The organism is Ciceribacter sp. RN22, assembly GCF_024054295.1.
Lineage (GTDB): Bacteria > Pseudomonadota > Alphaproteobacteria > Rhizobiales > Rhizobiaceae > Allorhizobium > Allorhizobium lividum.
The window spans coordinates 1,774,553-1,799,368 of the sequence record NZ_JAMXLD010000001.1; the positions used below are offsets into that span (position 1 = coordinate 1,774,553).

General features: G+C 62.8%; 24 protein-coding genes and 1 pseudogene. 12 read left to right on the forward strand and 13 right to left on the reverse strand.

Annotation, left to right across the window (positions count from 1 at the left end):
* The first annotated feature begins 123 nt into the window (after positions 1-123).
* Positions 124-2,112 carry a threonine--tRNA ligase gene (thrS, locus tag NHF53_RS08850; RefSeq protein WP_252833871.1) on the forward strand — a complete coding sequence of 663 codons (1,989 nt, stop codon included), beginning with the start codon at positions 124-126 and terminating at the stop codon, positions 2,110-2,112.
* 95 nt (positions 2,113-2,207) lie between these two features.
* Here the strand turns inward: thrS and NHF53_RS08855 are convergent, their stop codons facing one another.
* Positions 2,208-3,152, reverse strand: coding sequence for a hypothetical protein (locus NHF53_RS08855; RefSeq protein ID WP_374591052.1), 945 nt, complete (start codon positions 3,150-3,152; stop codon positions 2,208-2,210).
* A 109-nt stretch (positions 3,153-3,261) separates the two neighbouring features.
* On the opposite strand from NHF53_RS08855, the gene NHF53_RS08860 reads away from it, so the two are divergent.
* Both NHF53_RS08860 and NHF53_RS08865 read left to right on the forward strand, forming a co-directional pair.
* Entirely contained in the window at positions 3,262-3,846 is a 585-nt protein-coding gene (locus NHF53_RS08860; RefSeq protein ID WP_252833872.1) for a nitroreductase, read from the forward strand.
* Positions 3,846-4,460 (forward strand): flavin reductase family protein, encoded by a 615-nt coding sequence (locus NHF53_RS08865; protein ID WP_252833873.1) that lies wholly within the window; start codon positions 3,846-3,848, stop codon positions 4,458-4,460. The genes NHF53_RS08860 and NHF53_RS08865 overlap by 1 nt, the downstream gene beginning before the upstream one ends.
* A gap of 7 nt (positions 4,461-4,467) precedes the next feature.
* Here the strand turns inward: NHF53_RS08865 and NHF53_RS08870 are convergent, their stop codons facing one another.
* On the reverse strand, positions 4,468-5,292 hold the full coding sequence (locus NHF53_RS08870; RefSeq protein WP_252833874.1) for an aldolase/citrate lyase family protein: 825 nt from the start codon (positions 5,290-5,292) through the stop codon (positions 4,468-4,470).
* Between NHF53_RS08870 and NHF53_RS08875 the strand changes: the two genes are divergently transcribed.
* Positions 5,291-6,463 (forward strand): DUF2336 domain-containing protein, encoded by a 1,173-nt coding sequence (locus NHF53_RS08875; protein WP_252833875.1) that lies wholly within the window; start codon positions 5,291-5,293, stop codon positions 6,461-6,463. The two genes, NHF53_RS08870 and NHF53_RS08875, sit on opposite strands and share 2 nt — an antisense overlap.
* Before the next feature lie 6 nt (positions 6,464-6,469).
* Here the strand turns inward: NHF53_RS08875 and NHF53_RS08880 are convergent, their stop codons facing one another.
* Positions 6,470-6,880 carry a hypothetical protein gene (locus tag NHF53_RS08880; protein ID WP_252833876.1) on the reverse strand — a complete coding sequence of 137 codons (411 nt, stop codon included), beginning with the start codon at positions 6,878-6,880 and terminating at the stop codon, positions 6,470-6,472.
* Between the two features lie 63 nt (positions 6,881-6,943).
* On the opposite strand from NHF53_RS08880, the gene NHF53_RS08885 reads away from it, so the two are divergent.
* Together NHF53_RS08885 and NHF53_RS08890 are read left to right on the forward strand one after the other, a co-directional pair.
* Positions 6,944-7,093, forward strand: coding sequence for a hypothetical protein (locus NHF53_RS08885; protein WP_252833877.1), 150 nt, complete (start codon positions 6,944-6,946; stop codon positions 7,091-7,093).
* A complete protein-coding gene (locus NHF53_RS08890; protein ID WP_252833878.1) occupies positions 7,090-7,545 on the forward strand; it encodes a GNAT family N-acetyltransferase in 456 nt (151 codons plus the stop codon). The genes NHF53_RS08885 and NHF53_RS08890 overlap by 4 nt, the downstream gene beginning before the upstream one ends.
* Positions 7,546-7,582: 37 nt before the next feature.
* Here NHF53_RS08890 and NHF53_RS08895 read toward each other — a convergent pair whose 3' ends face one another.
* A complete protein-coding gene (locus tag NHF53_RS08895; RefSeq protein WP_254007924.1) occupies positions 7,583-8,782 on the reverse strand; it encodes an AI-2E family transporter in 1,200 nt (399 codons plus the stop codon).
* A gap of 228 nt (positions 8,783-9,010) precedes the next feature.
* Complete coding sequence (gene parE / locus NHF53_RS08900) at positions 9,011-11,071, reverse strand: DNA topoisomerase IV subunit B (RefSeq protein ID WP_252833879.1); 2,061 nt, start codon at positions 11,069-11,071, stop codon at positions 9,011-9,013.
* A 203-nt stretch (positions 11,072-11,274) separates the two neighbouring features.
* On the opposite strand from parE, the gene NHF53_RS08905 reads away from it, so the two are divergent.
* The 4 genes from NHF53_RS08905 to NHF53_RS08920 all read left to right on the forward strand — a co-directional run bounded on the left by NHF53_RS08905 (position 11,275) and on the right by NHF53_RS08920 (position 15,374).
* On the forward strand, positions 11,275-12,153 hold the full coding sequence (locus NHF53_RS08905; protein WP_252833880.1) for an alpha/beta fold hydrolase: 879 nt from the start codon (positions 11,275-11,277) through the stop codon (positions 12,151-12,153).
* A 142-nt stretch (positions 12,154-12,295) separates the two neighbouring features.
* On the forward strand, positions 12,296-13,066 hold the full coding sequence (gene tpiA, locus NHF53_RS08910) for a triose-phosphate isomerase (RefSeq protein WP_114363180.1): 771 nt from the start codon (positions 12,296-12,298) through the stop codon (positions 13,064-13,066).
* 91 nt (positions 13,067-13,157) lie between these two features.
* Entirely contained in the window at positions 13,158-13,601 is a 444-nt protein-coding gene (gene secG, locus NHF53_RS08915; protein ID WP_252833881.1) for a preprotein translocase subunit SecG, read from the forward strand.
* 135 nt (positions 13,602-13,736) lie between these two features.
* Positions 13,737-15,374: a CTP synthase gene (locus NHF53_RS08920; RefSeq protein WP_308218640.1), complete on the forward strand. Its 1,638-nt coding sequence runs from the start codon at positions 13,737-13,739 to the stop codon at positions 15,372-15,374.
* A gap of 172 nt (positions 15,375-15,546) precedes the next feature.
* Here NHF53_RS08920 and NHF53_RS08925 read toward each other — a convergent pair whose 3' ends face one another.
* Together NHF53_RS08925 and NHF53_RS08930 are read right to left on the reverse strand one after the other, a co-directional pair.
* Positions 15,547-16,632 (reverse strand): radical SAM protein, encoded by a 1,086-nt coding sequence (locus NHF53_RS08925; protein ID WP_256481254.1) that lies wholly within the window; start codon positions 16,630-16,632, stop codon positions 15,547-15,549.
* On the reverse strand, positions 16,626-16,910 hold the full coding sequence (locus NHF53_RS08930; protein ID WP_252833883.1) for a hypothetical protein: 285 nt from the start codon (positions 16,908-16,910) through the stop codon (positions 16,626-16,628). The genes NHF53_RS08925 and NHF53_RS08930 overlap by 7 nt, the downstream gene beginning before the upstream one ends.
* A 156-nt stretch (positions 16,911-17,066) precedes the next feature.
* Here NHF53_RS08930 and NHF53_RS08935 point away from each other — a divergent pair.
* Together NHF53_RS08935 and NHF53_RS08940 are read left to right on the forward strand one after the other, a co-directional pair.
* A pseudogene (locus NHF53_RS08935) lies at positions 17,067-17,279 on the forward strand (CTP synthetase); the annotation flags it as partial.
* Between the two features lie 129 nt (positions 17,280-17,408).
* Complete coding sequence (locus NHF53_RS08940; RefSeq protein WP_252833884.1) at positions 17,409-17,840, forward strand: hypothetical protein; 432 nt, start codon at positions 17,409-17,411, stop codon at positions 17,838-17,840.
* Positions 17,841-17,852: 12 nt separating this feature from the next.
* On the opposite strand, the gene NHF53_RS08945 is transcribed toward NHF53_RS08940, so the two are convergent.
* From NHF53_RS08945 to NHF53_RS08970, 6 genes are all read right to left on the reverse strand, one after another.
* Positions 17,853-19,094: a TadE/TadG family type IV pilus assembly protein gene (locus NHF53_RS08945; protein ID WP_252833885.1), complete on the reverse strand. Its 1,242-nt coding sequence runs from the start codon at positions 19,092-19,094 to the stop codon at positions 17,853-17,855.
* A gap of 185 nt (positions 19,095-19,279) precedes the next feature.
* Positions 19,280-20,503, reverse strand: a complete 1,224-nt coding sequence (glp, locus tag NHF53_RS08950; protein ID WP_252833886.1) for a gephyrin-like molybdotransferase Glp — start codon at positions 20,501-20,503, stop codon at positions 19,280-19,282.
* Positions 20,504-20,992 (reverse strand): cyclic pyranopterin monophosphate synthase MoaC, encoded by a 489-nt coding sequence (gene moaC / locus NHF53_RS08955; protein WP_252833887.1) that lies wholly within the window; start codon positions 20,990-20,992, stop codon positions 20,504-20,506. It lies immediately after the preceding gene.
* The gene (gene trpC, locus NHF53_RS08960; RefSeq protein WP_252833888.1) at positions 20,989-21,804 is read right to left on the reverse strand and encodes an indole-3-glycerol phosphate synthase TrpC; all 816 of its coding nucleotides are present in this window, start codon (positions 21,802-21,804) and stop codon (positions 20,989-20,991) included. Before trpC ends, moaC begins: the two co-directional genes overlap by 4 nt.
* A 9-nt stretch (positions 21,805-21,813) precedes the next feature.
* The gene (gene trpD / locus NHF53_RS08965) at positions 21,814-22,836 is read right to left on the reverse strand and encodes an anthranilate phosphoribosyltransferase (protein WP_252833889.1); all 1,023 of its coding nucleotides are present in this window, start codon (positions 22,834-22,836) and stop codon (positions 21,814-21,816) included.
* A gap of 21 nt (positions 22,837-22,857) precedes the next feature.
* The gene (locus NHF53_RS08970; protein ID WP_252833890.1) at positions 22,858-24,744 is read right to left on the reverse strand and encodes a peptidylprolyl isomerase; all 1,887 of its coding nucleotides are present in this window, start codon (positions 24,742-24,744) and stop codon (positions 22,858-22,860) included.
* Between the last annotated feature and the right edge of the window lie 72 nt (positions 24,745-24,816).

Genomic DNA, 24,816 nt, shown 5'->3' on the forward strand with positions numbered 1-24,816 from the left:
CTCTGGCCGGCTGTCGCCTTTACTCCCGGCGGATTTCCCGGTATCACGCGCGACGTCGCGGCTGGTCGAATCCGGCCCTTTCACCACCCGCATTCGTTGGCGGGACTGGATAAGGAGAACTTCATGTCTGCTTCCGTTTCCCTGAAATTTCCCGATGGTTCCGAGCGCAGTTTTCCTGCCGGCGCGACCGGTCGGGACGTCGCCGAATCGATCTCGAAGTCGCTGGCCAAGAAGGCCGTCGCCGTCACGCTGAACGGTGTGATGACCGATCTTGCCGATCCGGTCACCGACGGCGCGAAGATCGAAATCGTCACGCGCACTGATCCCCGTGCGCTGGAGCTCATCCGTCACGATGCCGCCCACGTCATGGCCGAGGCCGTGCAGGAGCTCTGGCCGGGAACCCAGGTGACGATCGGCCCGGTGATCGAGAACGGATTCTATTACGATTTTGCCAAGGACGAACCCTTCACGCCCGACGATCTGCCGAAGATCGAGAAGAAGATGAAGGAGATCATCCAGCGCAACAAGCCGTTCACCAAGGAAGTCTGGCCGCGCAACAAGGCGAGAGAAGTCTTCGCCGCGAAGGGTGAAGCCTACAAGGTCGAGCTCGTCGATGCGATCCCGGAGGACCAGGACCTCAAGATCTACTATCAGGGCGACTGGTTCGATCTCTGCCGCGGCCCGCACATGGCTTCCACCGGACAGATCGGAACGGCCTTCAAGCTGATGAAGGTCGCCGGCGCTTACTGGCGCGGTGACTCGAACAACCCGATGCTGACCCGCATCTACGGAACGGCTTGGGCGGAGCAGGAAGATCTCGACAACTACCTGCACATCCTGGCGGAAGCCGAAAAGCGCGACCACCGCAAGCTCGGCCGCGAGATGGATCTCTTCCATTTCCAGGAAGAAGGCCCCGGCGTCGTCTTCTGGCACGGCAAGGGCTGGCGCATGTTCCAGACGCTGGTCTCTTACATGCGTCGCCGGCTTTCCGGTACGTACCAGGAAGTCAACGCACCGCAGGTGCTCGACAAGTCGCTGTGGGAAATCTCCGGCCACTGGGGATGGTATCGCGACAACATGTTCAAGGTGACGGTCGCCGGCGAGGACCACGAGGACGACCGCGTCTTCGCGCTGAAGCCGATGAACTGCCCGGGTCATGTGCAGATTTTCAAGCATGGGTTGAAGTCGTACCGCGAACTGCCCGTCCGGCTTGCGGAATTCGGCATCGTTCACCGTTACGAACCGTCCGGCGCTCTGCATGGCCTGATGCGTGTGCGCGGCTTCACGCAGGACGACGCGCACGTCTTCTGCACCGACGACCAGATGGCGGCGGAATGCCTGCGCATCAACGACCTGATCCTCTCGGTCTACAAGGACTTCGGCTTCGACGAGGTCGTCGTGAAGCTCTCGACCCGTCCGGAGAAGCGCGTTGGTTCCGACGAGCTCTGGGACCGCGCCGAGGGCGTCATGATGGAAGTGTTGCAGAAGATCGAGGCACAGTCCGGCGGCCGCATCAAGACCGGCATCCTGCCGGGCGAGGGCGCCTTCTATGGCCCGAAGTTCGAATACACGCTGAAGGATGCGATCGGCCGTGAGTGGCAGTGCGGTACGACCCAGGTCGACTTCAACCTGCCGGAGCGTTTCGGCGCCTTCTACATCGACCAGAACTCGGAGAAGACCCAGCCGGTGATGATTCACCGGGCGATCTGTGGCTCGATGGAGCGCTTCCTCGGTATCCTGATCGAGAACTTCGCCGGGCACATGCCGCTCTGGATCGCTCCGGTCCAGGTGGTTGTCGCAACGATCACCTCGGATGCCGATGCTTACGGCAACGAGGTGGCGGACGCCCTGCGCGAGGCCGGAATGACCGTGGAGACCGACTTCCGTAACGAGAAGATCAACTACAAGGTCCGCGAACATTCGGTGACCAAGGTTCCGGTGATCATCGTCTGCGGCAAGCGCGAGGCGGAGGAGCGCACGGTCAATATCCGTCGCCTCGGCTCGCAGGAGCAGGTCTCGATGTCGCTCGGCGAGGCGGTTTCCGCGCTCTCCTGGGAAGCGACGCCGCCAGACGTCAAGCGCAAGGTCGAGGCGAAGAACGCCCGCGCCTGATCAGTCCGCGATCATGAATGAACGCCGGCAGGCTCTTCGGGGGCTGCCGGTTTTCTTTTGTGCTTTTCGTGGTGTGCGGGGAGCTGAAAGGCGTGTCAGTTCAGGATCAGTTCGACGTCGATGTTGTGGCCGGCTTCGACGGTGAAGTCCTTCTGGTAGATCTTGTCCTTGTTGCGGGCGATCGCCGTATAGCCGCCCTCGGCGAGGACCATGACCGGGAAGGCGCTGACACTTTCGGCGACCACGTCGCCGGAGGCCGTGAGAATCGACCAGGCGGTATCCGCGATCGCCTCGCCACCGGCCTCGGACACCAGCTTGAAGCTGATCTGCGAGGCGCGGTGCTGGATGGTCGCTTCCGTGAGCTTGCCGGCCTCGACCTTCAGGTCGGCCCGCACCACGGCGTTGACCGAACCGTATTCCGAAACGACGTGGTAGGTCCCGGTGTTCAACCGCACGATGGTGTTCGGTTTGACATTGGCCATCACCAGCCCGCGCTCGCCGTCTTCCTGCGTTTCCGAAGAGTAGACGCTGAATTTCAGATCGGCCGTCGGAATGCGGGTATCGTCGCCCGAGACGGCGTTCAGAAGTATGCCGCCGGCGTCGAGCACCAGGACCTGCTTGTCGACGTCGCCGCTTTCCGGAACCGTGAGTTTCTTCGTGGCGCCGGCACGGCCGAACGAGACGTTGACGAAATAGTCGCCTGGCGAAAGCTGGAAATCGGCCGATCCTCCCTCGGAACTGGCGACGAGCGGCAGTTTTCCGTCATCGGCGGGAATGGGACTGAAGACGCGCCAGGAGAGGCCCTGCTGAACCGGCTCGCCATCGCCGGTGAGCTTGGCCTCGAAGATGATGTTCTTGGCGACCGGAGGCTTCAGCGTCGCGCCAAAATCCGGGGAGAAGGCCTTGAGCTTCGGCATTTTGGCGGTGCTGTCGAGTTGTTTGAACGACTTGAACGCATCGTCCGCTCCCGTCGACGGCATCGCCGGCAGGCTGACCGCCAGCATGAGGGCCAGGCGGGCGACAAAACGATGAACTCTCATGGGATGCACAATCAGTTGACTTCCTCACCAATGGAAGCAACTTCAATCCGAATGCGATGGCAATTTCAAGACTTGTCCGTCGTGCTAGCCGAAGGGAAAGCAAATCAACATGAAAAATGACATCCGCCTTGCCGAATATCTGGCGACTCGCCGCTCCGTCCCCGCCTTCCAGATGTGTGAACCGGGACCGTCGAGAGAGGAGATCGAAGCGATTCTGACGCTGGCCGTCAGGGTTCCCGATCACGGCAAGCTGGCCCCGTGGCGCTTCATCGTCTATCGGGGCGCCGAGCGGGTACGGATCGGCGATGCGCTCCTTGCCATGGCGATGGAGAAGAACCCCGACCTGAGCGGCGAGATGCAGGCCGTCGAGAAGACCCGGTTTACCCGGGCGCCGGTCGTGATCGCCGTTGTCAGCCGTGCCGCTCCGCACCAGAAAATCCCGGAATGGGAGCAACTGATGTCGGCCGGTGCCGTCTGCCTCAACCTGCTGATGGCGGCCAACGCGCATGGCTACGTCTCGAACTGGCTTACCGAGTGGTTCGCCTATGACGAGGGTGCCTATCCCTTGCTCGGCGTGGCTCCTAGAGAAAAGGTCGCCGGTTTCATCCATATCGGCTCGACGACCTTCCCCATCACCGAGCGTCCGCGCCCGTCACTCACGGACGTCGTAACATGGGTCGGTGGAGACGAATGATGTTCTATACGACCGATACGAACCAGCACGGCCTGCCGCACGATCCATTCAAGGCGATCGTGACGCCGCGGCCGATCGGCTGGATCGGCTCGAAGGGGCGAGACGGCTCGATCAATCTCTCGCCCTATTCCTTCTTCAATGCCGTCAGCGACCGGCCGAAGATCGTGATGTTCTCATCGAGTGGACGAAAGGACACGTTGCGCAACGTCGAGGAGACCGGCGTCTTCACAACCAGTTTCGTCGGCGCAGAGATCCTGAAGCCGATGAACGAATCATCGGTCGTCGTGCCCTATGGTGTCGACGAATTCTCGATCGCGGGCCTCACGCCCGTCGCGGGCAAGCTGGTCGATGCGCCCTATGTCGGCGAGGCGCTTGCGGCCTTCGAGTGCAAGGTTACGGAAATCCTCCGGCTGAAGACGGCTGCCGGCGGATTCTCCGACAGCTACGCGGTCTTCGGCGAGGTCGTCGGCATCCATATCGATGAACGGGTGCTGCGCGATGGCCGTTTCGACGCCGCGCTGGCAAGGCCGATGGCGCGGATGGGTTACATGGATTACGCCGAGGCGTCGGCGACTTTCGAGGTCTTGCGGCCGGCGCAGCCCTCGCAAACCTGACGCTGTCTCACGAGAAGAGGCGATTGACTGTCGCGACCTGTTCCGGTCGCTCGCAGATCATCGCCGAAAACCCATCCCGCAACGCGGTCCTACACGCCTCGGACACGCGGTCCTCGTCGGCCTCCGCTCCCAGCCAGTCAATGGCGGAGACGCCGGCCGACGCCGCGCCGAGCAATATGAGCCCGCGTGCGGTCGCCAGGCCGCAGGGAAGGGGCATCGAGTCGAGGGAGGCGACTACCCCGAGGTTCGCGGCAAGAGCCGTGGGACTCCATGCAAGTGCCGCCAGACGTCCGGACTTCCCGGCAAAGCTCATCGCCGACAAGGGGCCTGTCGGATTGTCGCCGGCGAGCGCAAGGATCGCCGTGCGGCCGACCACACGGCCCGCCTTCGCTTCTTCTACCGACAACATCACATCCGCCTTCTGCACGTCCGCGCCACAGGTCGCGCCGCAGAGCAGGATTGCGTCCGGTTCGCGGGGGACGATGAGGGCGAGGGCCAGGGTGAGCGCCTCCGTGTCGTGAGCTTGCGGAACAAGCGCGAGAAGTGCGGGTGGAGTCGTCTGCGTGCCCATTCTTCGGACGAATGCTTGGACAGCATTCTCCATATTCGCGGTCTCACTCAGCCGATCTCCCCGCATGTCGATCGCAACGGCGTCGGCGCCGGCAAAGTCTCCGCGCTCGGCAAAAAGCCCCTGCAAAAGCACGGACCTGACGCGCTGGCCGCCGAGCTCAAATCGCCCGTATGTTTTCAAGGGAAACCTCGTGGTTAACGGATATGGTGAACCAATCTTAAACACTTTGGCGATAACGTGAAACCGTGGCTGAAAGGCCATGGGGACTCGCTTGCATCCGCTGGGGCTGGAATTGATCGTAGAGACATTTCTTCGTTGGGTTGAGACCGCAAGGGCGGTGGATCGCGCGCGGGCGGCCAATGCTCTTGCACGGGCGTTCCTGCGCTCGAGAATGGCCGCCGAAGAGCGTCGCGCCGCCAAGGTGGCGATGACATATCTGCTGGACGATCCGTCGCCGCGGGTTCGCCTTGCGCTCGCCGAGGCGCTTGCTGATTCACAGGAGGCGCCGCGTCCACTGATGATCTCGCTTGCGGAGGATCAGCCGGAGATCGCCTCTTTGGTGATCCTTCACTCGCCGGTTTTGAGCGAATCGGACCTTGTCGATCTCGCCGGCCGGGGATCAAGTGCAACCCGCATGCTCATCGCCGCCCGTCCGCGTATCGGCCGGGGACTTGCCGCCGCGCTCGCGGAGATCGGCGATGCGGCGGAGACGCTGGTACTGCTCGAGAACCCGTCGGCCGCGATCGCACGCTTTACGCTGAAGCGGATCGCCGAACGGCACGGCGGTGATGAGAATGTCCGGGCACTGCTGCTCGATCGCGACGACCTTCCGGCCGATGCCCGCCAGCTGCTCGTCCAGCATGTGACGGAAGCGCTTACCAGTTTCGGCCTTGTCAGGGCGGCGGTCGACAGCCGTCGCATCGATCATCTGATCCGCGAGGCGGGCGCCAGTGCGACGATCACCATTGCCGCCAACGTACTGCCCGACGAACTTCCTTCGCTGGTCGAACATCTGCGCGACACCGGCCGCCTGACGCCTGCTTTCCTCATGCATGCCCTGTGCTCGGGGCGCACCGACTTTTTCGCTGCCGGCATGGTGAGCCTGTCAGGTGTCGATGAACGACGCGTCCGGTCGATCCTCGCGACGGGGCGTTTCCATGCGGTTCGCGCGCTCCTCGAAACGACAGGGCTGCCGCGGGAGGTAAGCCCGGTTTTCGTCGAGGCGATCATGCTCTGGCGGAACGCGATCCAGGCGGCCTGTGGCAGCGAAATGGAGAGCGTTTCCGCTCGTCTGATCGAGCGTTATCGCAAAGAACCGCCGGAAAGCGAGACCGCAAGAGCGCTTCTCGACATGGTCGAGAAGCTCGCGATCATCGACCAGCGTCGTCTTGCCCGTGATTACGCGACCGGGCTTGCGCTCACGGCGGCCTGAGAAGACTCAGGGCGTCAGTTTCTTGGCGACCCAGGAATAGCTGTCTGCGACCACGTGCAGAGGTTTTTCGAACACCATCTTGATCCGTTCGGTTCCGGGCAGAACGCCGCGGATTTTCGCCACGGCCCTGGCCGTAAGGCTCTCCTGTTGCTCCACCGGCGGCTTTGCTGTGTCGGCAGGCGGCGCTTCGGCTGTCTTGGGGGCAGTTGCGGCCTCGTTTCCGGCATTCTCCGGAGGCTGGCAAACGGCGATCACCATGGGGTAGCTGGCGCCCGAATAGCCTTCGAGGACTTGCTCCGACGCGGCGTGGCAAAGCTCGATCGAAACCCATTTCTGGTCGGCCGTGTCGATATAGTGGCACTGGCTGACACTGTCGTCGCAGCCGAGAATGGTCATCATGATGGCGGCTGTTTTCATGCGGCTGGTCCCCTGAATCTGCATCGCGTTAAGATCTGTTAACGCCGGCATTCGAGCGACACCATGGCGAATGCCGATCCTGAACGGAATTTAATGAACAACGGCGTGCCCGGCCGCCACTTGATCGATGCGGCGAAAGCCGCCATTGCTTGCCTGCCTCGGCCAGTGTGCCGGGCCTTGGCCAATGTTGAAACCAGGTTTGTTCTTCCATGACCGTGACGATCACTGCCGAACCGCCCCGCCAGGCGGACGTCCTGCGCCTTCTCGAACTGTCGGACGCCTACATGGCCTCGCTCTATCCGGCCGAGAGCAATCATATGCTGGACATATCGTCATTGGAGAAGCCCGGCGTGAACTTCTTCGTCGCGCGTCACGACGGCCGTATCGTCGGATGCTGCGCGCTGGTGGAGGCGGGTGACGGCACTGCCGAGATCAAGCGCATGTTCGTCGATCCCGAGGCTCGTGGCCTGTCGATCGGCCGCCGCCTCATGGAGATGATCGAGGCGCTCGGACGGGAGAGGGGCATTTCGGCAATCCGTCTCGAAACCGGCATCAGCCAACCGGAAGCGCTCGGCCTCTATCGACGCTTTGGCTATGGAGAAATTGGGCCCTTCGGCGATTACAGGCCCGATCCTTTGAGCCTCTTCATGGAGAAGCGCCTCTGACGGCTGCCGGCGCGGGAACGGGCTTTGCGAACCGCGCTCACGGAGCCGAGGCCTTGCGGATCAGGGGCGTCTCGGGCGGGAGCTCATCGATCACCGGCTCCATGCCAGCCGCATCGCGCGGCTCGGACAGCTCGACCTCGCGCATCCATTCCCGCCAGATGGAGACGATGAGCGCCATCAGCACCGGGCCGATGAAAAGGCCGAGGAAGCCCATGGTCTTCACGCCACCGACCAGGCCGAAGAAGGTCGGCAGGAAAGGCAGCTTGATCGGTCCGCCGACGAGACGCGGCCGGACGGTCTTGTCGACGACGAAGAGTTCCACCGTGCCCCATGCGAGGAGCCCAAGCCCAGCGACATAGGAGCCTCGCGCCAGCAGGTAGGTGGAGACGAGGGTAAAGGAGAGCGGTGCGCCGCCGGGGACAAGCGCCATGACCCCGGTGAGGACGCCGAGCGTCACGGGTGACGGCACTCCGGCGAGCCAATAGGCGGTGCCGAGCACGATGCCTTCGCCGATGGCAATCAGGGTCATGCCGGTCACGGTCGAGCTGATGGTCGCAGGCACGACACGGGAAATGCGTTCCCAGCGGGTCGGGAGGATTCGCTCCCCGAGCATGTCGAGCTGGCGGGTGAAATTCGAGCCATCCCGATAGACGAAGAACAGGGCGATCAGCATGAAAAGCAGGGTCAGCACCAGGTGGAAGGCTCCATCGCCTGCCGCAATCAGCGCCCGGTAGATGTTGCCGATGTTGGCGCCGCTGACGATCTGGATGAGTTCGCCGATGGCACCCGGTGATCCGATGTGCTCCTGCCATTTTTCCCCGAGCCAGGGCCCGACGCCCGGCAGCGCGGTGATCCAGTCGGGTGGCGGCGCGCCGGAGCGGTTGACCTCGAGGGCCCAGCCGATCCACTGCCGCGTTTCGCCGATCGTATAGCTGACGGCGATGCCGATCGGCACGACCAGGAAGGCGATGATGAAGAGGATGGCGAGCGTCGCGCCGAGCGTGGTGTTGCCGCCGATCCTGCGCAGGAGCTCCTTGTAGAGCGGCCAGCTCGCGAATGCGATGACAAGCGCCGCCAGCACCGGCACCACGAAGCCGTGGAAGAAATAGATGCCGGCGATCACGATCAGGACGAGGAGCCAGCGGGCTGCGGAAATCGGCGGAATAAGGGCCGTCCGGCTCGGCGCCACCGGCCCGAGCCAGCGTGGTGCGTTCGGTTTCTTGTTGTTCTCGGTCATGCTCACGACGATAGGCACTCGATCTCTTCGGCCTTGCGATGAAGGCGTGGCCCGAGCGCCGCAGACTTGCGGGCGGGCGCTACACACTTGTTACACCACGGCAGCGTTCAAGCTCAAACAGTGCCGGGCGACGGCTGTCGACCTTATATCAGGGATGTTTGTGTCTGACTAATGACATCTCTCCCGGACCTGCGAATGCTCACCATCGGCCTCGCGGCACTCCTGCCGCTAGATGTCGAGGTTCTCGGCGAAGATCGCACGCTCCTGGATGAAGCGGAAGCGGGATTCGGGCTTCGAGCCCATCAGTGCGTCCACCGCGTCGCGGGTACCCTCGAAATCGACGTCGTCAATCTCGACCCGCAGCAGCGTGCGCTTGCCGGGGTCCATGGTCGTCTCCTTGAGCTGGGCCGGCATCATCTCACCCAGACCTTTGAAGCGGCCGACTTCGACCTTCTTGCCCTTGAAGACGCTCTCCATCAGCTCTGCCCGGTGTGCATCGTCACGGGCGTACACGGTCTTCGCACCCTGGCGGATGACATAGAGCGGCGGCACGGCGAGATAGAGGTGATTGCCGCGGATGAGCTCCGGCATTTCCTGATAGAAGAAGGTGATGAGCAGCGAGGCGATATGGGCGCCGTCGACGTCCGCATCGGTCATGACGATGATGCGTTCGTAGCGAAGGTCTTCGTCGCGGTATTTCGTGCGCGTGCCGCAGCCGAGGGCCTGGACGAGATCGGCGATCTGCTGATTGGCCATCAGCTTCTCGCGGCTGGCGTTGCCGACGTTCAGGATCTTGCCGCGCAGCGGCAGGATCGCCTGATTGGAACGATTACGCGCCTGCTTGGCCGAGCCGCCGGCCGAGTCACCTTCGACGATGAAGAGCTCGGCGCCTTCCGCGGTGTTCTGGGCGCAATCGGCAAGCTTGCCGGGCAGGCGGAGCTTGCGCACCGCCGTCTTGCGGTTGACTTCCTTCTCCTTGCGCCGCCGGAGCCGTTCCTCGGCGCGCTCGATCACCCAGTCGAGCAGCTTCGCCGCTTCGGCCGGATTGTCCGCGAGGTAATGGTCGAAGGGATCGCGCAGCGTGTTCTCGACGATGCGCTGGGCTTCGACGGTCGCGAGCTTGTCCTTGGTCTGGCCGACGAATTCCGGCTCGCGGATGAAGACGGAGAGCATGCCGACGGCGGAGATCATTACGTCGTCGGTGGTGATCTGCTGCGCGCGCTTGTTCTGCGTCAGTTCCGCATAGTTCTTGAGCCCCTTGGTGAGCGCGATGCGCAGGCCCGCTTCGTGCGTGCCACCTTCCGGCGTCGGGATCGTGTTGCAGTAGGAGTGAAGCGCGGGGTCGCCGCCATACCACGTGACGGCCCATTCCATGGCGCCGTGGCCGCCGGTCTTCTCCGTCCGTCCGGCGAAGATCTCGCGGGTGACGGTGAAGTCCTTTCCGATGGTTGCAGCAAGATAGTCCTTGAGACCGCCGGGGAAATGGAAGACGGCCTTGTCCGGGACGTCGCCGCCTTCCGGCACGAGGCTCGGATCGCAACTCCAGCGGATTTCGACGCCGCCGAAGAGATAGGCCTTGGAGCGGGCCATGCGGAAGATGCGCGCCGCCTCGAACTTCGCCTTGTCGCCGAAGATCTGCGGGTCCGGGTGGAAGCGCACGCGTGTGCCGCGGCGATTGTGGACTTCGCCGAGTTCTTCGAGGCCACCGAGCGGCACGCCGCGGGAGAAGCGCTGGCGATAGAGTTTCCGGTTGCGGGCAACCTCGACCTCCAGGCTGTCGGAGAGTGCGTTGACGACGGAAACGCCCACGCCATGGAGACCGCCGGAGGTCTCGTAGGCCTTGCCGTCGAACTTGCCGCCGGCATGGAGCTTGGTCATGATGACTTCGAGCGTCGACTTGCCCGGCACCTGCGGATGGTTCTCGACCGGGATGCCGCGGCCGTTGTCGGTGACCGTCAGGAAGCCTTCGGCGTCGAGATGGACATCGATGAAGTCGGCATGGCCGGCCACCGCCTCGTCCATCGAGTTGTCGATGACTTCGGCGAAGAGGTGATGAAGCGCCTTTTCGTCGGTGCCGCCGATATACATGCCGGGACGCATGCGCACCGGCTCCAGTCCTTCGAGCACGCGGATCGAGGACGCGCCGTACTCGTTATCGGTCGACGAAGCGGGCGCGGCGCGCGGCTTCGCGGCCTCGTTCGAAGGCTCGGATGGCGTGGTCGGGGCAGGGGTCTGCTCGGGCCTCGGGCCGAGCGGCATGCCGGCAAAGAGATCGCTGTTGTCGTCCATGGCGTCGTTCAATAATCTATTTCGTTGGGCGGAACCAGCATGGCGTCCACGCCTGATCGCCCTTGCGAATCACTTAAATTGTGCCAGAAAGGCGGCGCAGGCGCGACGTGGCCGGACCGGCGCCGCGTTCGTTCAGGCAAGCTTTGCGGTCGCCGGCCGGCAATGGCAAGGCGCGTTCCGGCAAGGAGGCGACGGTCGTCGAGATGTCCACAGCTCATTTCCGCCTTGCTCGCGCTTTCGGTGCATTGCTGTTCCTTGCAGGCGCGACGAACGCCGGTTCCGAAGCGCTCCAGCCCTTCAAGGACGAACTCTTTTCCAGCCAGACGGTGATCGAGACCGGCGATGGCGGCGACTTCAAGGTTGTCGACTATCAGGAGATGCGCGACATCAACGGCCGCGACCAGATCCCCGAACGCAGAGTGAAGTCCGCCTATGTGTCGCTCGGGGTGCGGCGCCAGCAGGTCGACGAGACCCTGGAGCTCGGCACACGGAAGCTCGCAGTCACGCGGACCGGCGTCGCCGAAGGGAGCCGCTTCACCGTGATCTTCATCCACGGACGCGGCGGCGACCGCAGGCTGGGCGCGAACGACTTCACCTTCGGCGGAAACTTCAACCGGTTGAAGAACCTCGCCGTCGAGAACGGCGGCACCTACTATGCACCGAGCGTTCCCTCTTTCGACAGCGACGGGGTAGCGGCGATCGCCGATCTGATCCGCTTCAGCGCAGCACAGTCCTCCGGAAGGCCGGCCGTGCTTGCCTGCGCCTCCATGGGCAGCTTCATCTGCTGGGGGATTGCGCGCGATGCGGCAAGCGTCGAGAGGCTCGCAGGCATGGCGATCCTCGGCGGCGCGACCGATCCGGCCTTCATCGGCAGCGCCGCCTACAAGCGGAAGCTTCCGCTGTTCTTCACCCATGGCAGCCGCGACAGCGTCTATGTGGCCGACGACCAGGTCGCGCTCTACCGGCGCCTGCATGGCGAGAAATATCCGACACGCTTTACCCTCTTTCAAACCGGCTCCCACGGTACACCCGTGCGCATGAGCGACTGGCGGGAAATCCTCAACTGGATCCTGGCCCGGTAAGGCGACAGGCGCTCGCTCCCGACCGTGGGGTCACCTATTGCGATATCGGCCGCTTTGTCCTGCAAATCCAGCGTGGCCGCTTTCCTTTCATCGCCGCATTTGCTAGTCGGGCAGGGACGTTAGAGAGGGGTAGGAGTTTGCCATGACACCGAATGTTCGTCCGCTTGTCGCCGGAAACTGGAAAATGAACGGCACGCGTGCCTCGCTCGACCAGATCAAGGCGATTGCGGAAGGCGTGAAATCACCCCTGTCGGAAAAGGTAGAAAGCCTGATCTGCCCGCCGGCGACGCTGCTCTATGTCGCGACGGCGCTCTGCGACGACAGCCCGCTGGCGATCGGCGCGCAGGATTGCCACCAGAACGTCTCGGGTGCCCACACGGGTGACATTTCGGCTGAGATGATCGCGGATTGCTTCGGAACCTACGTCATCGTCGGCCACTCGGAACGCCGCACCGACCATGCCGAGACCGACGATCTCGTCCGGGCGAAGGCGGAGGCCGCCCATGCGGCCGAACTCGTCGCGATCGTCTGCATCGGCGAGACCGAGGCGGAACGCAAGGCCGGTCGCACGCTCGACGTGCTGAAGGGCCAGCTTGCCGGATCGCTCCCGGACGCAGCAACGGCGGCGAACACCGTCATCGCCTACGAGCCGGTCTGGGCGATCGGCACCGGTCTCACACCGACGGTCGAGGACGTCCGGGAAGCCCACGCTTTCATGCGTTCCGAACTCGTGAAGCGCTTCGGTGCCGAGGGCGAGAAGATGCGCATTCTCTACGGCGGCTCGGTCAAGCCTTCGAACGCCAAGGAACTGATGGCGGTCGCCAATGTCGACGGCGCGCTGATCGGCGGAGCGAGCTTGAAGGCCGCCGACTTCCTCGCCATATACGGCGTCTATGGCGAACTCCTCGCCTGATTTGGTGCCGAGGGGCTTTCTTTGATGCGACCTCTCATGTAAAGAGCCGCCAATCCTTTCAGATTTTGCCCATGGGCAGGATGGAACATCCATGCAGACCGTTTTGATTGTCATTCATCTCATGATCGTGCTGGCGCTCGTCGGCGTCGTGCTCATCCAGCGGTCCGAAGGCGGCGGCCTCGGCATCGGCGGCGGCTCCGGTTTCATGTCGGCACGCGGCACCGCGAACGCGCTGACCCGCACGACGGCAATCCTGGCGACGCTGTTCTTCATCACCTCGCTCGGCCTTGGCATTCTCGCCCGCTACGAGGCGAAGCCGACCGACATCCTCGACCGCATTCCGGCTGGTACCTCCAACGGCTCCAACGTTCTCGACCAGCTCGGCGGCGCGCAGGCTCCGGCCTCGGGCACGACGGTCCCCGCTTCGGGCACGACTGCTCCGGCCGCCGGCACTACGGCTCCGGCCACAGGCACGCAGGGTGAGGCCCCGGCCCAGAAGCCGGCCGACCCGAACGCCGTTCCGACCGGCAACTGATCGGGCTTTCAATCTCCACTCCGGCGGGCTCTCGGGTCCGCCGGTTTTCTTTTGTCAAGTATTTCGCCTCGCCTCAGAAAAAAGACGGGAAACGATCTTTTTTGGCTAGCGGAATCAGTCTCGAAAAGGTATCCGGTGACTCCCATGGCGCGATATGTATTCATCACAGGCGGCGTGGTTTCCTCTCTAGGCAAGGGCATCGCGGCCGCGGCACTCGGAGCATTGTTGCAGGCGCGGGGCTACCGCGTGCGCCTGCGCAAACTGGACCCCTATCTCAACGTCGACCCGGGCACGATGAGCCCGACCCAGCACGGCGAAGTGTTCGTCACTGACGACGGGGCGGAAACCGACCTCGACCTCGGTCACTATGAGCGTTTCACCGGCCGTTCAGCGACGAAGACCGACAACATCACCACCGGTCGGATCTACAAGAACATCATCGACAAGGAGCGTCGGGGCGACTACCTCGGCGCGACCGTTCAGGTCATTCCGCACGTCACAAACGAGATCAAGGACTTCGTCGTCGAGGGCAACGAGGACTACGATTTCGTGATCTGCGAGATCGGCGGCACGGTCGGCGACATCGAGGCGATGCCGTTCATCGAGGCGATCCGTCAGCTCGGCAACGAGCTCCCGCGCGGCACCGCCGTCTACGTCCATCTGACGCTGATGCCCTATATCCCGGCGGCCGGCGAACTGAAGACCAAGCCGACGCAGCATTCGGTCAAGGAGCTGCAGGCGCTCGGCATTCATCCCGACATCCTGCTGGTCAGGGCAGACCGCGAAATCCCGGAAGCCGAGCGCCGCAAGCTCTCGCTCTTCTGCAACGTCCGTCCTTCGGCCGTCATCCAGGCGCTTGACGTCGCGAACATCTACGACGTGCCGATGGCCTACCACAAGGAAGGCCTCGACAACGAGGTGCTGGCCGCCTTCGGGATCGAGCCCGCGCCGAAGCCGCGGCTGGAGCAGTGGGAAGAGGTCTGCAACCGCATCCGCACGCCGGAAGGCGAGGTGACGATCGCGATCGTCGGCAAGTACACCGGCCTCAAGGACGCCTACAAGTCGCTGATCGAGGCGCTCTATCACGGCGGCATCGCCAATCGCGTCAAGGTCAAGCTCGAATGGATCGAATCGGAGGTCTTCGAGAAGGAAGATCCGGCTCCGTATCTCGAAAAGGTCAACGGCATCCTGGTGCCGGGTGGTTTCGGCGAGCGCGGATCGGAAGGCAAGATTCTCGCCGCCCAGTTCGCGCGCGAGCGCAAGGTTCCCTATTTCGGCATCTGCTTCGGCATGCAGATGGCGGTGGTTGAAGCGGCCCGTCACCTCGCCGGCATCGAGAAGGCCTCCTCGACCGAATTCGGCAAGACCGACGAACCGGTTGTCGGCCTGATGACCGAATGGATGAAGGGCAACCAGCTTGAGAAGCGCGCCGCCTCCGGCGACCTCGGCGGCACGATGCGCCTCGGCGCATACAAGGCCTCGCTCAAGAAGGGTACGAAGATCGCCGAGATCTACGGCTCGACCGAGATTTCGGAGCGTCATCGCCACCGCTACGAGGTCAATGTCGATTACAAGGACCGGCTGGAAGCATGCGGCCTCGTCTTCTCCGGCATGTCGCCGGACGGGCTGCTTCCGGAGACCATCGAATATGCGGATCATCCGTGGTTCATCGGCGTCCAGTACCATCCGGAGCTGAAGAGCCGTCCACTCGATCCGCATCCGCTGTTTGCGAGCTTCATCGAAGCGGCGGTCGAGCAGAGTCGTCTGGTCTGATAGGCGACTGCTGTCCGGCCGCATTACTTGCACAGAATGCAGTCGTCAGACCGATCCGGAAGGAGTATCCGATCGTCTCGGGGAACAAGGACACGCCTGGCAAATGGTATCAGCCGGCGTGTCATTTGCGAGGCCGTTTGACCTTCTAATCTCTGCTATGGCCTTGCTCTGGTCACTGGCAGAAGACGTGAGGGCTATCGATGCCTTCGAAGTATCGCCCGATGCCAGGGATGCAATCGACATACTTATGCACGCAGGTCTTGCAAGCATGGTATTCATCGATATAGGCACGCGACATCATTAGTTCGCGGAATCTCTCGAAAGGCCGGCTGGCGAATATCTCCCGCAACGTTGCTTGCCGTATGTTGTTTCCGGAAAAGGTGATACCGATGCGTTCTGCACCCTGGCGAACGTCGGGGAGCATGTTGGAGACCTGCTGGGACGGAAAGACGTTTCCGTCGTGCTGGACATAGAATTCAGTAATGCCCGAGAAGTCGAGCTTTGCCGGGAAGGTGACTTGCGTACCGATCTCCCGTTCGACTTCGTCCTTCAGCCTGTGCGTGATGAAATCGGGGCGTACGAGCAAGGGATGTGACTGCTGCTGTAATGCCAGCATCTCCGAAAGGACATCGGTCGCTGCCCGACGCAAGTCCGCCTCGGATATGCTGATTTGCTGCCAATTTACCGCTGCCCTTCCTCCGCCATGGATTTGTGCGATGGTCAGAAAATCGGCAGAGGCGGACTTGGCGAAGTTGAATAGGTCGGTTACCTTCCGGTGGCTCTTGCTGTTGATGGTGGCGCTCAAGCCGAGCGTGCCGGCAATACCACTCCCGCGGACATCTTCTATCTTCCGTAAGATGCGGCAAATCTTCGCGAAAGTGCCGCGCCCCCTGAAGTAGTCGTGGCTTTCGGCATCGGGTCCATCGATGCTGAGTGACAGTACGCAACCAAGCTCGAAGCAGCGCCGAATTAGCTCTGACGTCAACAGTAGACCATGTGTCGTTACCGCCGAACGAAGCCCGAGCGCGCGGCCGAATTCGATAAGCTCGACAAGGTCCCGCCGCAAGAATGGCTCTCCACCCAGAAAGGTTACATAAAGGCCACCTTCATCGGCGAACTGCCGCAGAAAGGACTTCCATTCCGATGTGGTCAAATCCCTCTCGGCTTGCCCCAAGAACATCGACGCCTGGCAATGAAGGCATCTCAGATTGCATTCGCCCGTGATGTCTATTCGGACGACTTCCGGATAGCTTACCATCCGGTGCCAGGTGCTCCATTGCCGCTGTTGGCCATCGGAATAAGACCGGCCGTGCGAACGTCGGCCGCCGCCGCCTTCACTTCGAGAACGTGCGCCTGATCGACAGTGTAGGCCCGGATCTTCGCGACGCTTTCGAGGAAATATTTGCGGAAACGTGGGGTTAGGTCGGAGATGTTTTGCTTGTTCAGCATTTCTTCCGCGTCGGGCGAACTTGCATATTCAAACATAAGCTTTGGCGTCGCTTTGAGGGCATTTACAAATTCGGCAGTCGTCGGCATTGCTATTCTCCCCGAATTGAAACGATCACGACTAAGAGTATACAGGGTAATACTTGCATTTGCAGCGCAAGGTTGTCAATCGCATTTGATTCTGCCGTCTTTGGTTGTCTTTGCAATGCGTTTGCGATTTGAGCAACATTGGGCGGAACTGCGGCCAATCCATGCTACAAGGACCGGCTGGAAGCATGCGGCCTCGTTTTCTCCGGCATGTCGCCGGACGGACTGCTTCCGGAGACGATCGAGTATCCGGATCATCCGTGGTTCATCGGCGTGCAGTATCATCCGGAGCTGAAGAGCCGTCCGCTCGATCCGCATCCGCTGTTTGCGAGCTTCATCGAGGCAGCGGTCGAACAGAGCCGTCTGGTCTGACGAACGGCCATATCGCCGAGACTATGACGAAACCCGGCTGCGACAGCCGGGTTTTCTATATGCAGGCGTCGAAGCCAAGGTCCATGCAAGCCTCCTGCGACATTCTACTCGCAACCCTTGGAGGTTCTCATGCGTATCGCTGCAATGCTCACGTTCTCGTCGCAGGACCTTCCAGGTACGGCGATGTCCCGGAGTTCGGGAGACGACACCTTCTCCGCGCTTCTGGATGAGAAGAACAATCCTGGTCCCTTCGTCGGCGAGGAGGACCTAGAGGCACGCAAGAATGAACACGAGGCCCGGCAGAAGGCGGAAGAGAGTGCCGCTCGGGCTGACGTCATTTCGCAATTCCTCGAATACTCGGAGATGACTCTCGTCGAGAGGATCCGCGCGACCTATCTCTCCGACCACAACCTAACGGAAGAACAGCTTGCGGCGCTGCCGGACGACCAGCGCAAGGCGATCGAGGACGAAATAGAGGAGGCCGTCAAACGGCAACTCGGTTTCGAAGGCGAGAGCGGCGGTTCATCGGCGATGGTCGCCGCCGAAGGCGATCATCGCTGACGAGACTGCGCGTCAGTTGACCAGCCGGGCGCCCGCCGCGGTGCCGCCCGAACCGCCGCCCGACGAGGCAAAGGGCTCGATCTGCCAGTTGGCGGCGTTCATGATCATGCTGTTCACGACCATCGAAATACGGTTCACCTGATTGGTGGTCGAGTTGTAGGTGACGTCGCGGTTCGGCAGGTAGATTATGCCTTCCAGCGTCTCGCCGAGTGATCCGTTGAAGATGTACTGCTGCGAATAGAGATTGTTTGCCGGGTTGCTCGTCTTCTCGAACATCAGGATGCCTTTGTAAGTACCGCTGGTCGGCGCGATGCCGCGGAACTTGACGCCGCCGTTGATGCGGATCTCGCTGTACACGTTGGGGAAATAGAAGGTCACGCCCTCGGCGACCACAGTCGCGTTGCTGTTGATGATCATCCGGCCCCGGATGATGTGCAGGCCGGGTTCGAACGTGATCGTCGGACTGCCATTGAAGCCCGTATCGCAATGGAGGCCGGGCTTCAACGAGACCACCTGGTCGTTGATCCAGCCGCTGCTGGTGCAGTTGGAAGGCACGCTCGGCTCGGGCAGCGCGCCGGCATAGGGATCTGGATCGACGGAACAGCCGACCTGCATGTTGGAGATGGTTCCGCCGTTCTTGATGTAGTTGGTGCCCTTTACGCAGAACTTTGCGGTATCGATCGTCGAACCGGCATTCATGATGAAGGCGGGGGCGGCCTTCGAATGGACGTGGATCTCGCAGGCCTTGGACGTGATGTTGGCACCCGAGTTGATCAGCACGTCCTGGCCGCGACTTGCTAACACGTAGATGCAGGGGCCTCCGGCCGTCGCCGACGTGGCAGCGATGGCCGTCGCAGTGACTGACACGTCGAGGGACGAAAGGCCGATAAGGCTCAGGAACGGGCTGTCGCTGTTGCCGGCATACACGCCGCTGAGACTGCCGTCGCTATTTCTGGTGAGCGTCAGGGCCTTGCCGTAGTCGACGCCCGCATCCCCGCCTGAGGCCAGGAACTGCTTGGCCGTCTCGAACTGGCGACCGGTGTCCGTCTCGTGCACTGCGGCCAGCACCGCGCTATCGAGCAGTCCCTGCAGCCGCTCCTTCTCGAGATAGGCGCTGGCCACATCGATTGCGCCGCCGGCGACCAAAAGGAGCACGGTCACGAGGAGGGCCGTTATGATGCCGAAGTTTCCGGAGCGGTTTTGGAGTAGTCCTCGAAAGACGTGAAGAAGAAGCGAAAGTCTGTTCGTCTGCATTATCTTGCTATCTAAAAAGCCATTCATGAAAAGATGAACGCCGGTGGCGGGAGCCAACTGGAGATCATTCTCACAGCCTGACAGCTGGTCGTGAAGATTCGACCAAGATATATGGTTATCGATATTGAACGATATGGTCCCGAGCCGGGCGGCTCAGAGGTTTCGCTCGTCGGAGCGCATGCCGCTCAGCCTTCGAGCGGCCTCAGCAGCAGAACGGAACAGGGGGAGCCTGGGGCAAGTTCCGGCGCATGCGGTGGCCGGATGATCAGGCAGTCCGAATTGGCGAAGGTCGTCATCATCGACGAGTCCTGCTTTTCATATGCCTCCGCGACGAGACGACCTTCGTCATCCCGGGTGAGCCGTGCCCGCAGGTGGTCCTGCCGCCGGTCGTTGGCGCGCAGGACGTTCGCCGTTCTCGCGATCGCTTCACGGTTGCGCGGCGCCCGGCGTGCGAGTTTGCAGACCAGCGGTTCGAGGAACAGCAGGCCGCAGACCATGCTCGAAACCGGATTCCCGGGGAGGCCGAGGACGTGTATGTCTCCGAGCGAACCGACCATCAGCGGCTTGCCCGGCCGCATCGCGATCTTCCAGAAATCGAGGCGCATCCCGGCGTCGACCAGCGTCTTTTGAACGAGGTCGTGGTCGCCGACCGATGCACCGCCGAGCGTCACGAGAGCGTCGGCTCCCGCCTCCTGAGCCTTGCGGACGGCGGCGGTGATCTGCGCCTGATCGTCAGGCACGATGCCGAGATCAATGACGTCTGCGCCGTTCTCATGCGCCAGTGCGGCAATGCCGAAACTGTTTGATCCGACGATCTGGTCGGGGCCGGGCCGTTCTCCCGGCCGCACGAGTTCGTCGCCGGTCGCCAGAATGGCGACGAGCGGGCGCCGATAAACGACGACCTCGTGATGGTTCAGCGCCGCGGCAAGCGTCAGGCGTGCGAAGTCCAGGGACTGCCCGGCCGTAAGGACCGTTTCCCCCTCGGCGAAGTCCTGCCCGCGGGGCCGGATATGACGGCCTGCAATGGCAGCAAAAGTCGTTCGGATGCAGCCGTCTTCGAGCTTTTCGGTGTCTTCCTGGATCAGGACGGCATCGGCGCCTGCCGGCACCGGCGCTCCCGTGAATATCCGCACGGCTTCTCCTGCGCCGACCGTCCCGTCAAAACCGTGGCCGGCGGAGGCCGTGCCGATCACGCGAAGAATGGCGCCGGGGACGGCGGCATCCCTGCTCCTCAGCGCATAACCGTCCATGGCGGATGCATCGAACGGAGGCTGGGTCAGCCTCGCGGCAAGGCCTTCGGCGAGCACGCGGCCGGCCGCGTCATGGAGGTTGAGAACTTCGGTCCTGCCGATCGGTATCGCCGCATCGAGGAGCCTGGAACGCGCTTCGCTGACCGAAAGAAGGGTCATCTACGAGGCCTCGGGATTGCGATAGTGTCCGGATTTCCCGCCGGTCTTTTCGATCAGTCGGATGCCGCCGATTTCCATGCCCTTGTCGGCGGCTTTCGCCATGTCGTAGATCGTCAGGCACGTGACCGATACGGCGGTCAGCGCTTCCATCTCGACACCTGTCTGTCCGGTGAGCTTGACCGTCGCGGTGACCCTGAGACCGGGAAGCTGCGGTTCCTCGTCGATGTCGATGGTGACCTTGGACAGCATCAGCGGGTGACAGAGAGGGATCAGATCGGATGTCCGCTTCGCCGCCATGATGCCGGCGATACGGGCGGTACCGATGACGTCACCCTTCTTGGCGTTTCCTTCGCGGATCAGTGCAAGGGTCTCCGGCTTCATGCGGATCCGGCCCTCGGCGACGGCGATGCGAACGGTTTCGGCCTTGTCACCCACATCGACCATGTGGGCTTCGCCCGAGGCTGCGATGTGTGTGAGACCGTCAGTCATTCCGCCGCCATGACCCCGGCGCCACCGCCGAGCAGCGCCTTCGTCGCGGCCGTCACGTCGTCCTTGCGCATCAGGCTCTCGCCGACGAGGAACGTGGTGATGCCGCTCTTCTTGAGGCGGACGCAGTCGGCATGGGTGAAGATGCCGCTTTCGCCAACCAGCAGCCGCTCGGGCGGCACCATCGCAGCAAGCCGTTCGCAGACGGCGAGGTCGACCTCGAAGGTCCTCAGATTGCGGTTGTTGATGCCGATCATCGGCGAGGTCAGCTTCAGGGCTCTTTCGAGTTCCGCCTCGTCATGGACCTCGATGAGCACGTCCATGCCGAGTGCCATCGCTTCGGCCTCTAGCATCGCCGCATCCGCATCGGAAAGCGACGCCATGATCAGGAGAATGCAGTCCGCACCCCAGGCGCGGGCCTCATGCACCTGGTAGGCATCGAACATGAAGTCCTTGCGCAGCGCCGGCAGCGTGCAGGCATCACGGGCAGCCTGGAGGAATTCGAGCCTGCCCTGGAAGCTCGGCGTGTCAGTGAGCACCGAGAGGCAGGCCGCCCCGCCGGCCTCGTAGGCCGCGGCGAGTGCCGGCGGATCGAAGTCCGGGCGGATCAGCCCCTTGGAAGGACTTGCCTTCTTGATCTCCGCAATCAGCCCGAAGAGGCCGGCTGCGCGCTTTTCCGCCAACGCGCGGAAGAAACCGCGGGGAGCCTCCCGGTCGGCGGCGATCGCCTTGAGCTCGGCAAGGGGAACCGCCGCCTTCGCCGCGGCAATCTCCTCACGCTTGTAGACTTCGATGCGCTTCAGGATATCGGTCATGGCGCGAGCTTAGCCCTGTGCGACGGAATTGGAAACCTCGATCAGCTTGTCGAGCGCCGCAGCCGCTGCACCCGAATCCAGCGACCGGCTGGCGAGCACCATACCCTCGCGGACGTTTTCCGCCTTGCCGGCGACGACGAGCGAGGCCGCAGCATTGCAGAGCGCCACGTCGCGATAGGCGGTCCTGGCGCCGGCAAGCACATCACGCAGCGCGGCCGCATTGACGACGCCGTCACCGCCGCGGATCGCCTCGAGCGGAACGACCGGGACGCCGAAATCCGCAGGCGTCAGCTCGAAGGTGGTGATCTCGCCGTCCTTCAGTGCGGCGACCATGGTCGGACCGGTCGTCGTGATCTCGTCGAGGCCGCTTCCATGAACGACCCAGGCGCTCGTCAGTCCGAGATCGCGGAGCGCCTCGGCGCCGGGCACCAGCCATTCGGGCGAATAGACACCGAAGAGCTGCCGCTTGACGCTGGCGGGACTCGAAAGCGGGCCGACGATGTTGAAGATCGTGCGGGTGCCGAGTTCGACGCGTGCCGGGCCGACATGGCGCATGGCAGGATGATGAAGCTGGGCGAACATGAAGCCGATGCCCGCCTCACGAATGCAGCGCGAGATGGTTTCCGGATCGATGTCGAGCTTGACGCCGAGTTGCGAGAGCGCGTCGGCGGTTCCCGATTTCGAGCTCAACGCCCTGTTGCCGTGCTTGGCGACCGGAACACCGGCGCCGGCGACGATCAGCGAGGCGAGGGTCGAGATGTTGTAGGTATTGGTGCCGTCACCGCCGGTCCCGACGATGTCGATGGCGTCTTCGGGGGCTTCGACCGGAACCATCTTGGAGCGCATGATCGAGACGGCGCCGGCGATCTCGTCGACCGTCTCTCCGCGCACGCGAAGCGCCATCAGGAAGCCGCCGATCTGGGCCATACTGGCCTCGCCCGACATCATGACTTCGAAGGCGTCGCTGGCTTCGCTACGGCTCAGCACCTGGCGCATTGCGACCTTGGCGATGAATGGTTTCAGTCCGGACATGCTGTCGTTTTCCCCCAAGGTCTAGCGAACCATCGCCTGCTCGGCGAGCGTGCGATTGATGGTCACGCCGTATTCGCTCTGCAGACGATTGACCATCTGGTCGAGGATATCGTCACCGGCGGCCTTGGCAAGCGCAAGTACCTGGGCGTCATCATCACCGAGGATGTTTGTCGTCGGCTGTTCGCTGACCGTGGTCACCTTGAGCAGGATCTGCGTTTCCGGGTCGGCGCCGGGAGCTGCCGTAACGGTGCCGTTCGGACCGGAGAAAGCTGCGGTCACGGCCGCGCGTCCGAGGATCGGGTCGTCGCTCGCGCGGCGAATGCCGCTCTTGGTTTCGACGGCGAGGCCGAGTTCCTTGCCGAGCGCTGCAATGGTCTCACCCTTTGCGAGACGGCCCTTGAGGCTCTCCGCCTTGGCGCCGAGGGTGATCTTCTGCTGTTCGGCTGTCCAGTCGGCCGTTGCCTTCTCGCGAACTTCGTCGAGCGTGCGGTCGCGTTCGGGCACGATCTCGCTCACGTCGAACCAGAGATAGCCGTCGCTGCCGATGTTGAGCGGCAGGGCCTCGGTGCCGACATCCGTCTTGAAGACTTCTGCCAGCAATTCGTTGCGGGTCGGAAGCGTGACCTCGGCTTCAGCCATGTCGCGGCCGCGTCGGTCGACGGGCTTGACGCTGACCGGCTTCAGCTTCAGCTGCGTGGCAGCTTCGGCAAGCGTGGAGCCGGAGGCGCGCAGATCCTCGAACTGGTCGTGGATCGTCATGATGTCTTCCTGGGCGGCGGCCTCGGCGAGCGCCTTGCGGATGTCGTCCTTTACCTCGTCCAGGGTGCGCGTGCGGCCTTCCTTGATGTTGGTGACGCGCAGGATGACGGGCCCGAAGGTTCCTTCGACAACCGGCGTCGTGCCGCCTTCCGCGGTGACGGCGAAGGCAGCGTCCGCAAGGGTCTGGTCGGGCATCTGCTCGCGGGTGAAGTCGCCGAGCAGCACGTCGCTCGCCGTCTTGCCCTGGTCGGTGACGAGCTGGTCGAACGGCGTTCCGGAGGCGAGTTCGGCTTGCGCCGCCTCGGCCATCTCGCGGGTTTCGAAGGTCAGCTGTTCGACCGTGCGTGTGCCGGGGATCTCGTAATTCTTCTTGTGGGCCTCGTAGTCCTGCTTGATCGCCTCGTCCGAGATGGAGGAGAGATCGGCGATATCGGACGGTTCGAGCTTCACATAGGAGAAGCTGCGATACTCCGGCGCCCGGTAGCGGCTCTTGACGGTCTCGAACCAGGCGCCAAGCGCCTTGTCGTCCGGCGCAGCGATCGGCTCGATATTGGCCTTGGTGAGCAGGAGATAGTCGAGCGAACGGTTCTCGTCACGGTAGCTCTTCAGCGCGTCGACCAGCACCTTCGGCGGCTCGAAGCCGTCAGCCGTCGCCTCTACGATCTGGCTGCGGACGGCAACCTTCGAACGTTCGCTGATGTAGTCGTCCTCGCGCAGACCGGCATTGCGCAGTCGCGACGTGAAGAGCTGACGATCGAACTGGCCGGACGGCGAGTGGAAGGCCGGGTCGTCGGCAATCAGCTTGGCAAGGCGGTCTTCGGAGAGCCCGAGGTTCATCTCTTCCGAAAGCTGGTCGAGGGCCGCACCTGCGGCAAGCTGGGCGAAGACCTGGTTCTCGACGCCCAGCGCGCGCGCCTGTTCGGAGGTGATCTGCGTGCCGAAGCGGCGGCCGAGATCGGCAAGCTGCCGCTGGTAGGCAAGGCGGAACTCGTTGACCGAAACGTTTTGATCGCCGACGGCGACCACCGTTTCGGAAACGCCGCTCATCAAGGATCGTGATGCGCCCCAGATGCCGAAGGAGACGGCGAGAATAAGCAGAAGGAATTTCGCCACCCAAGTATGGGCGGCCTTTCGCATGACGACGAGCATCGGGACGCAAACCTCATTTCTTTTGCTCGCCATTCGGCGAAGCAGATGACGTTCCATAAATCAAACCCGCAA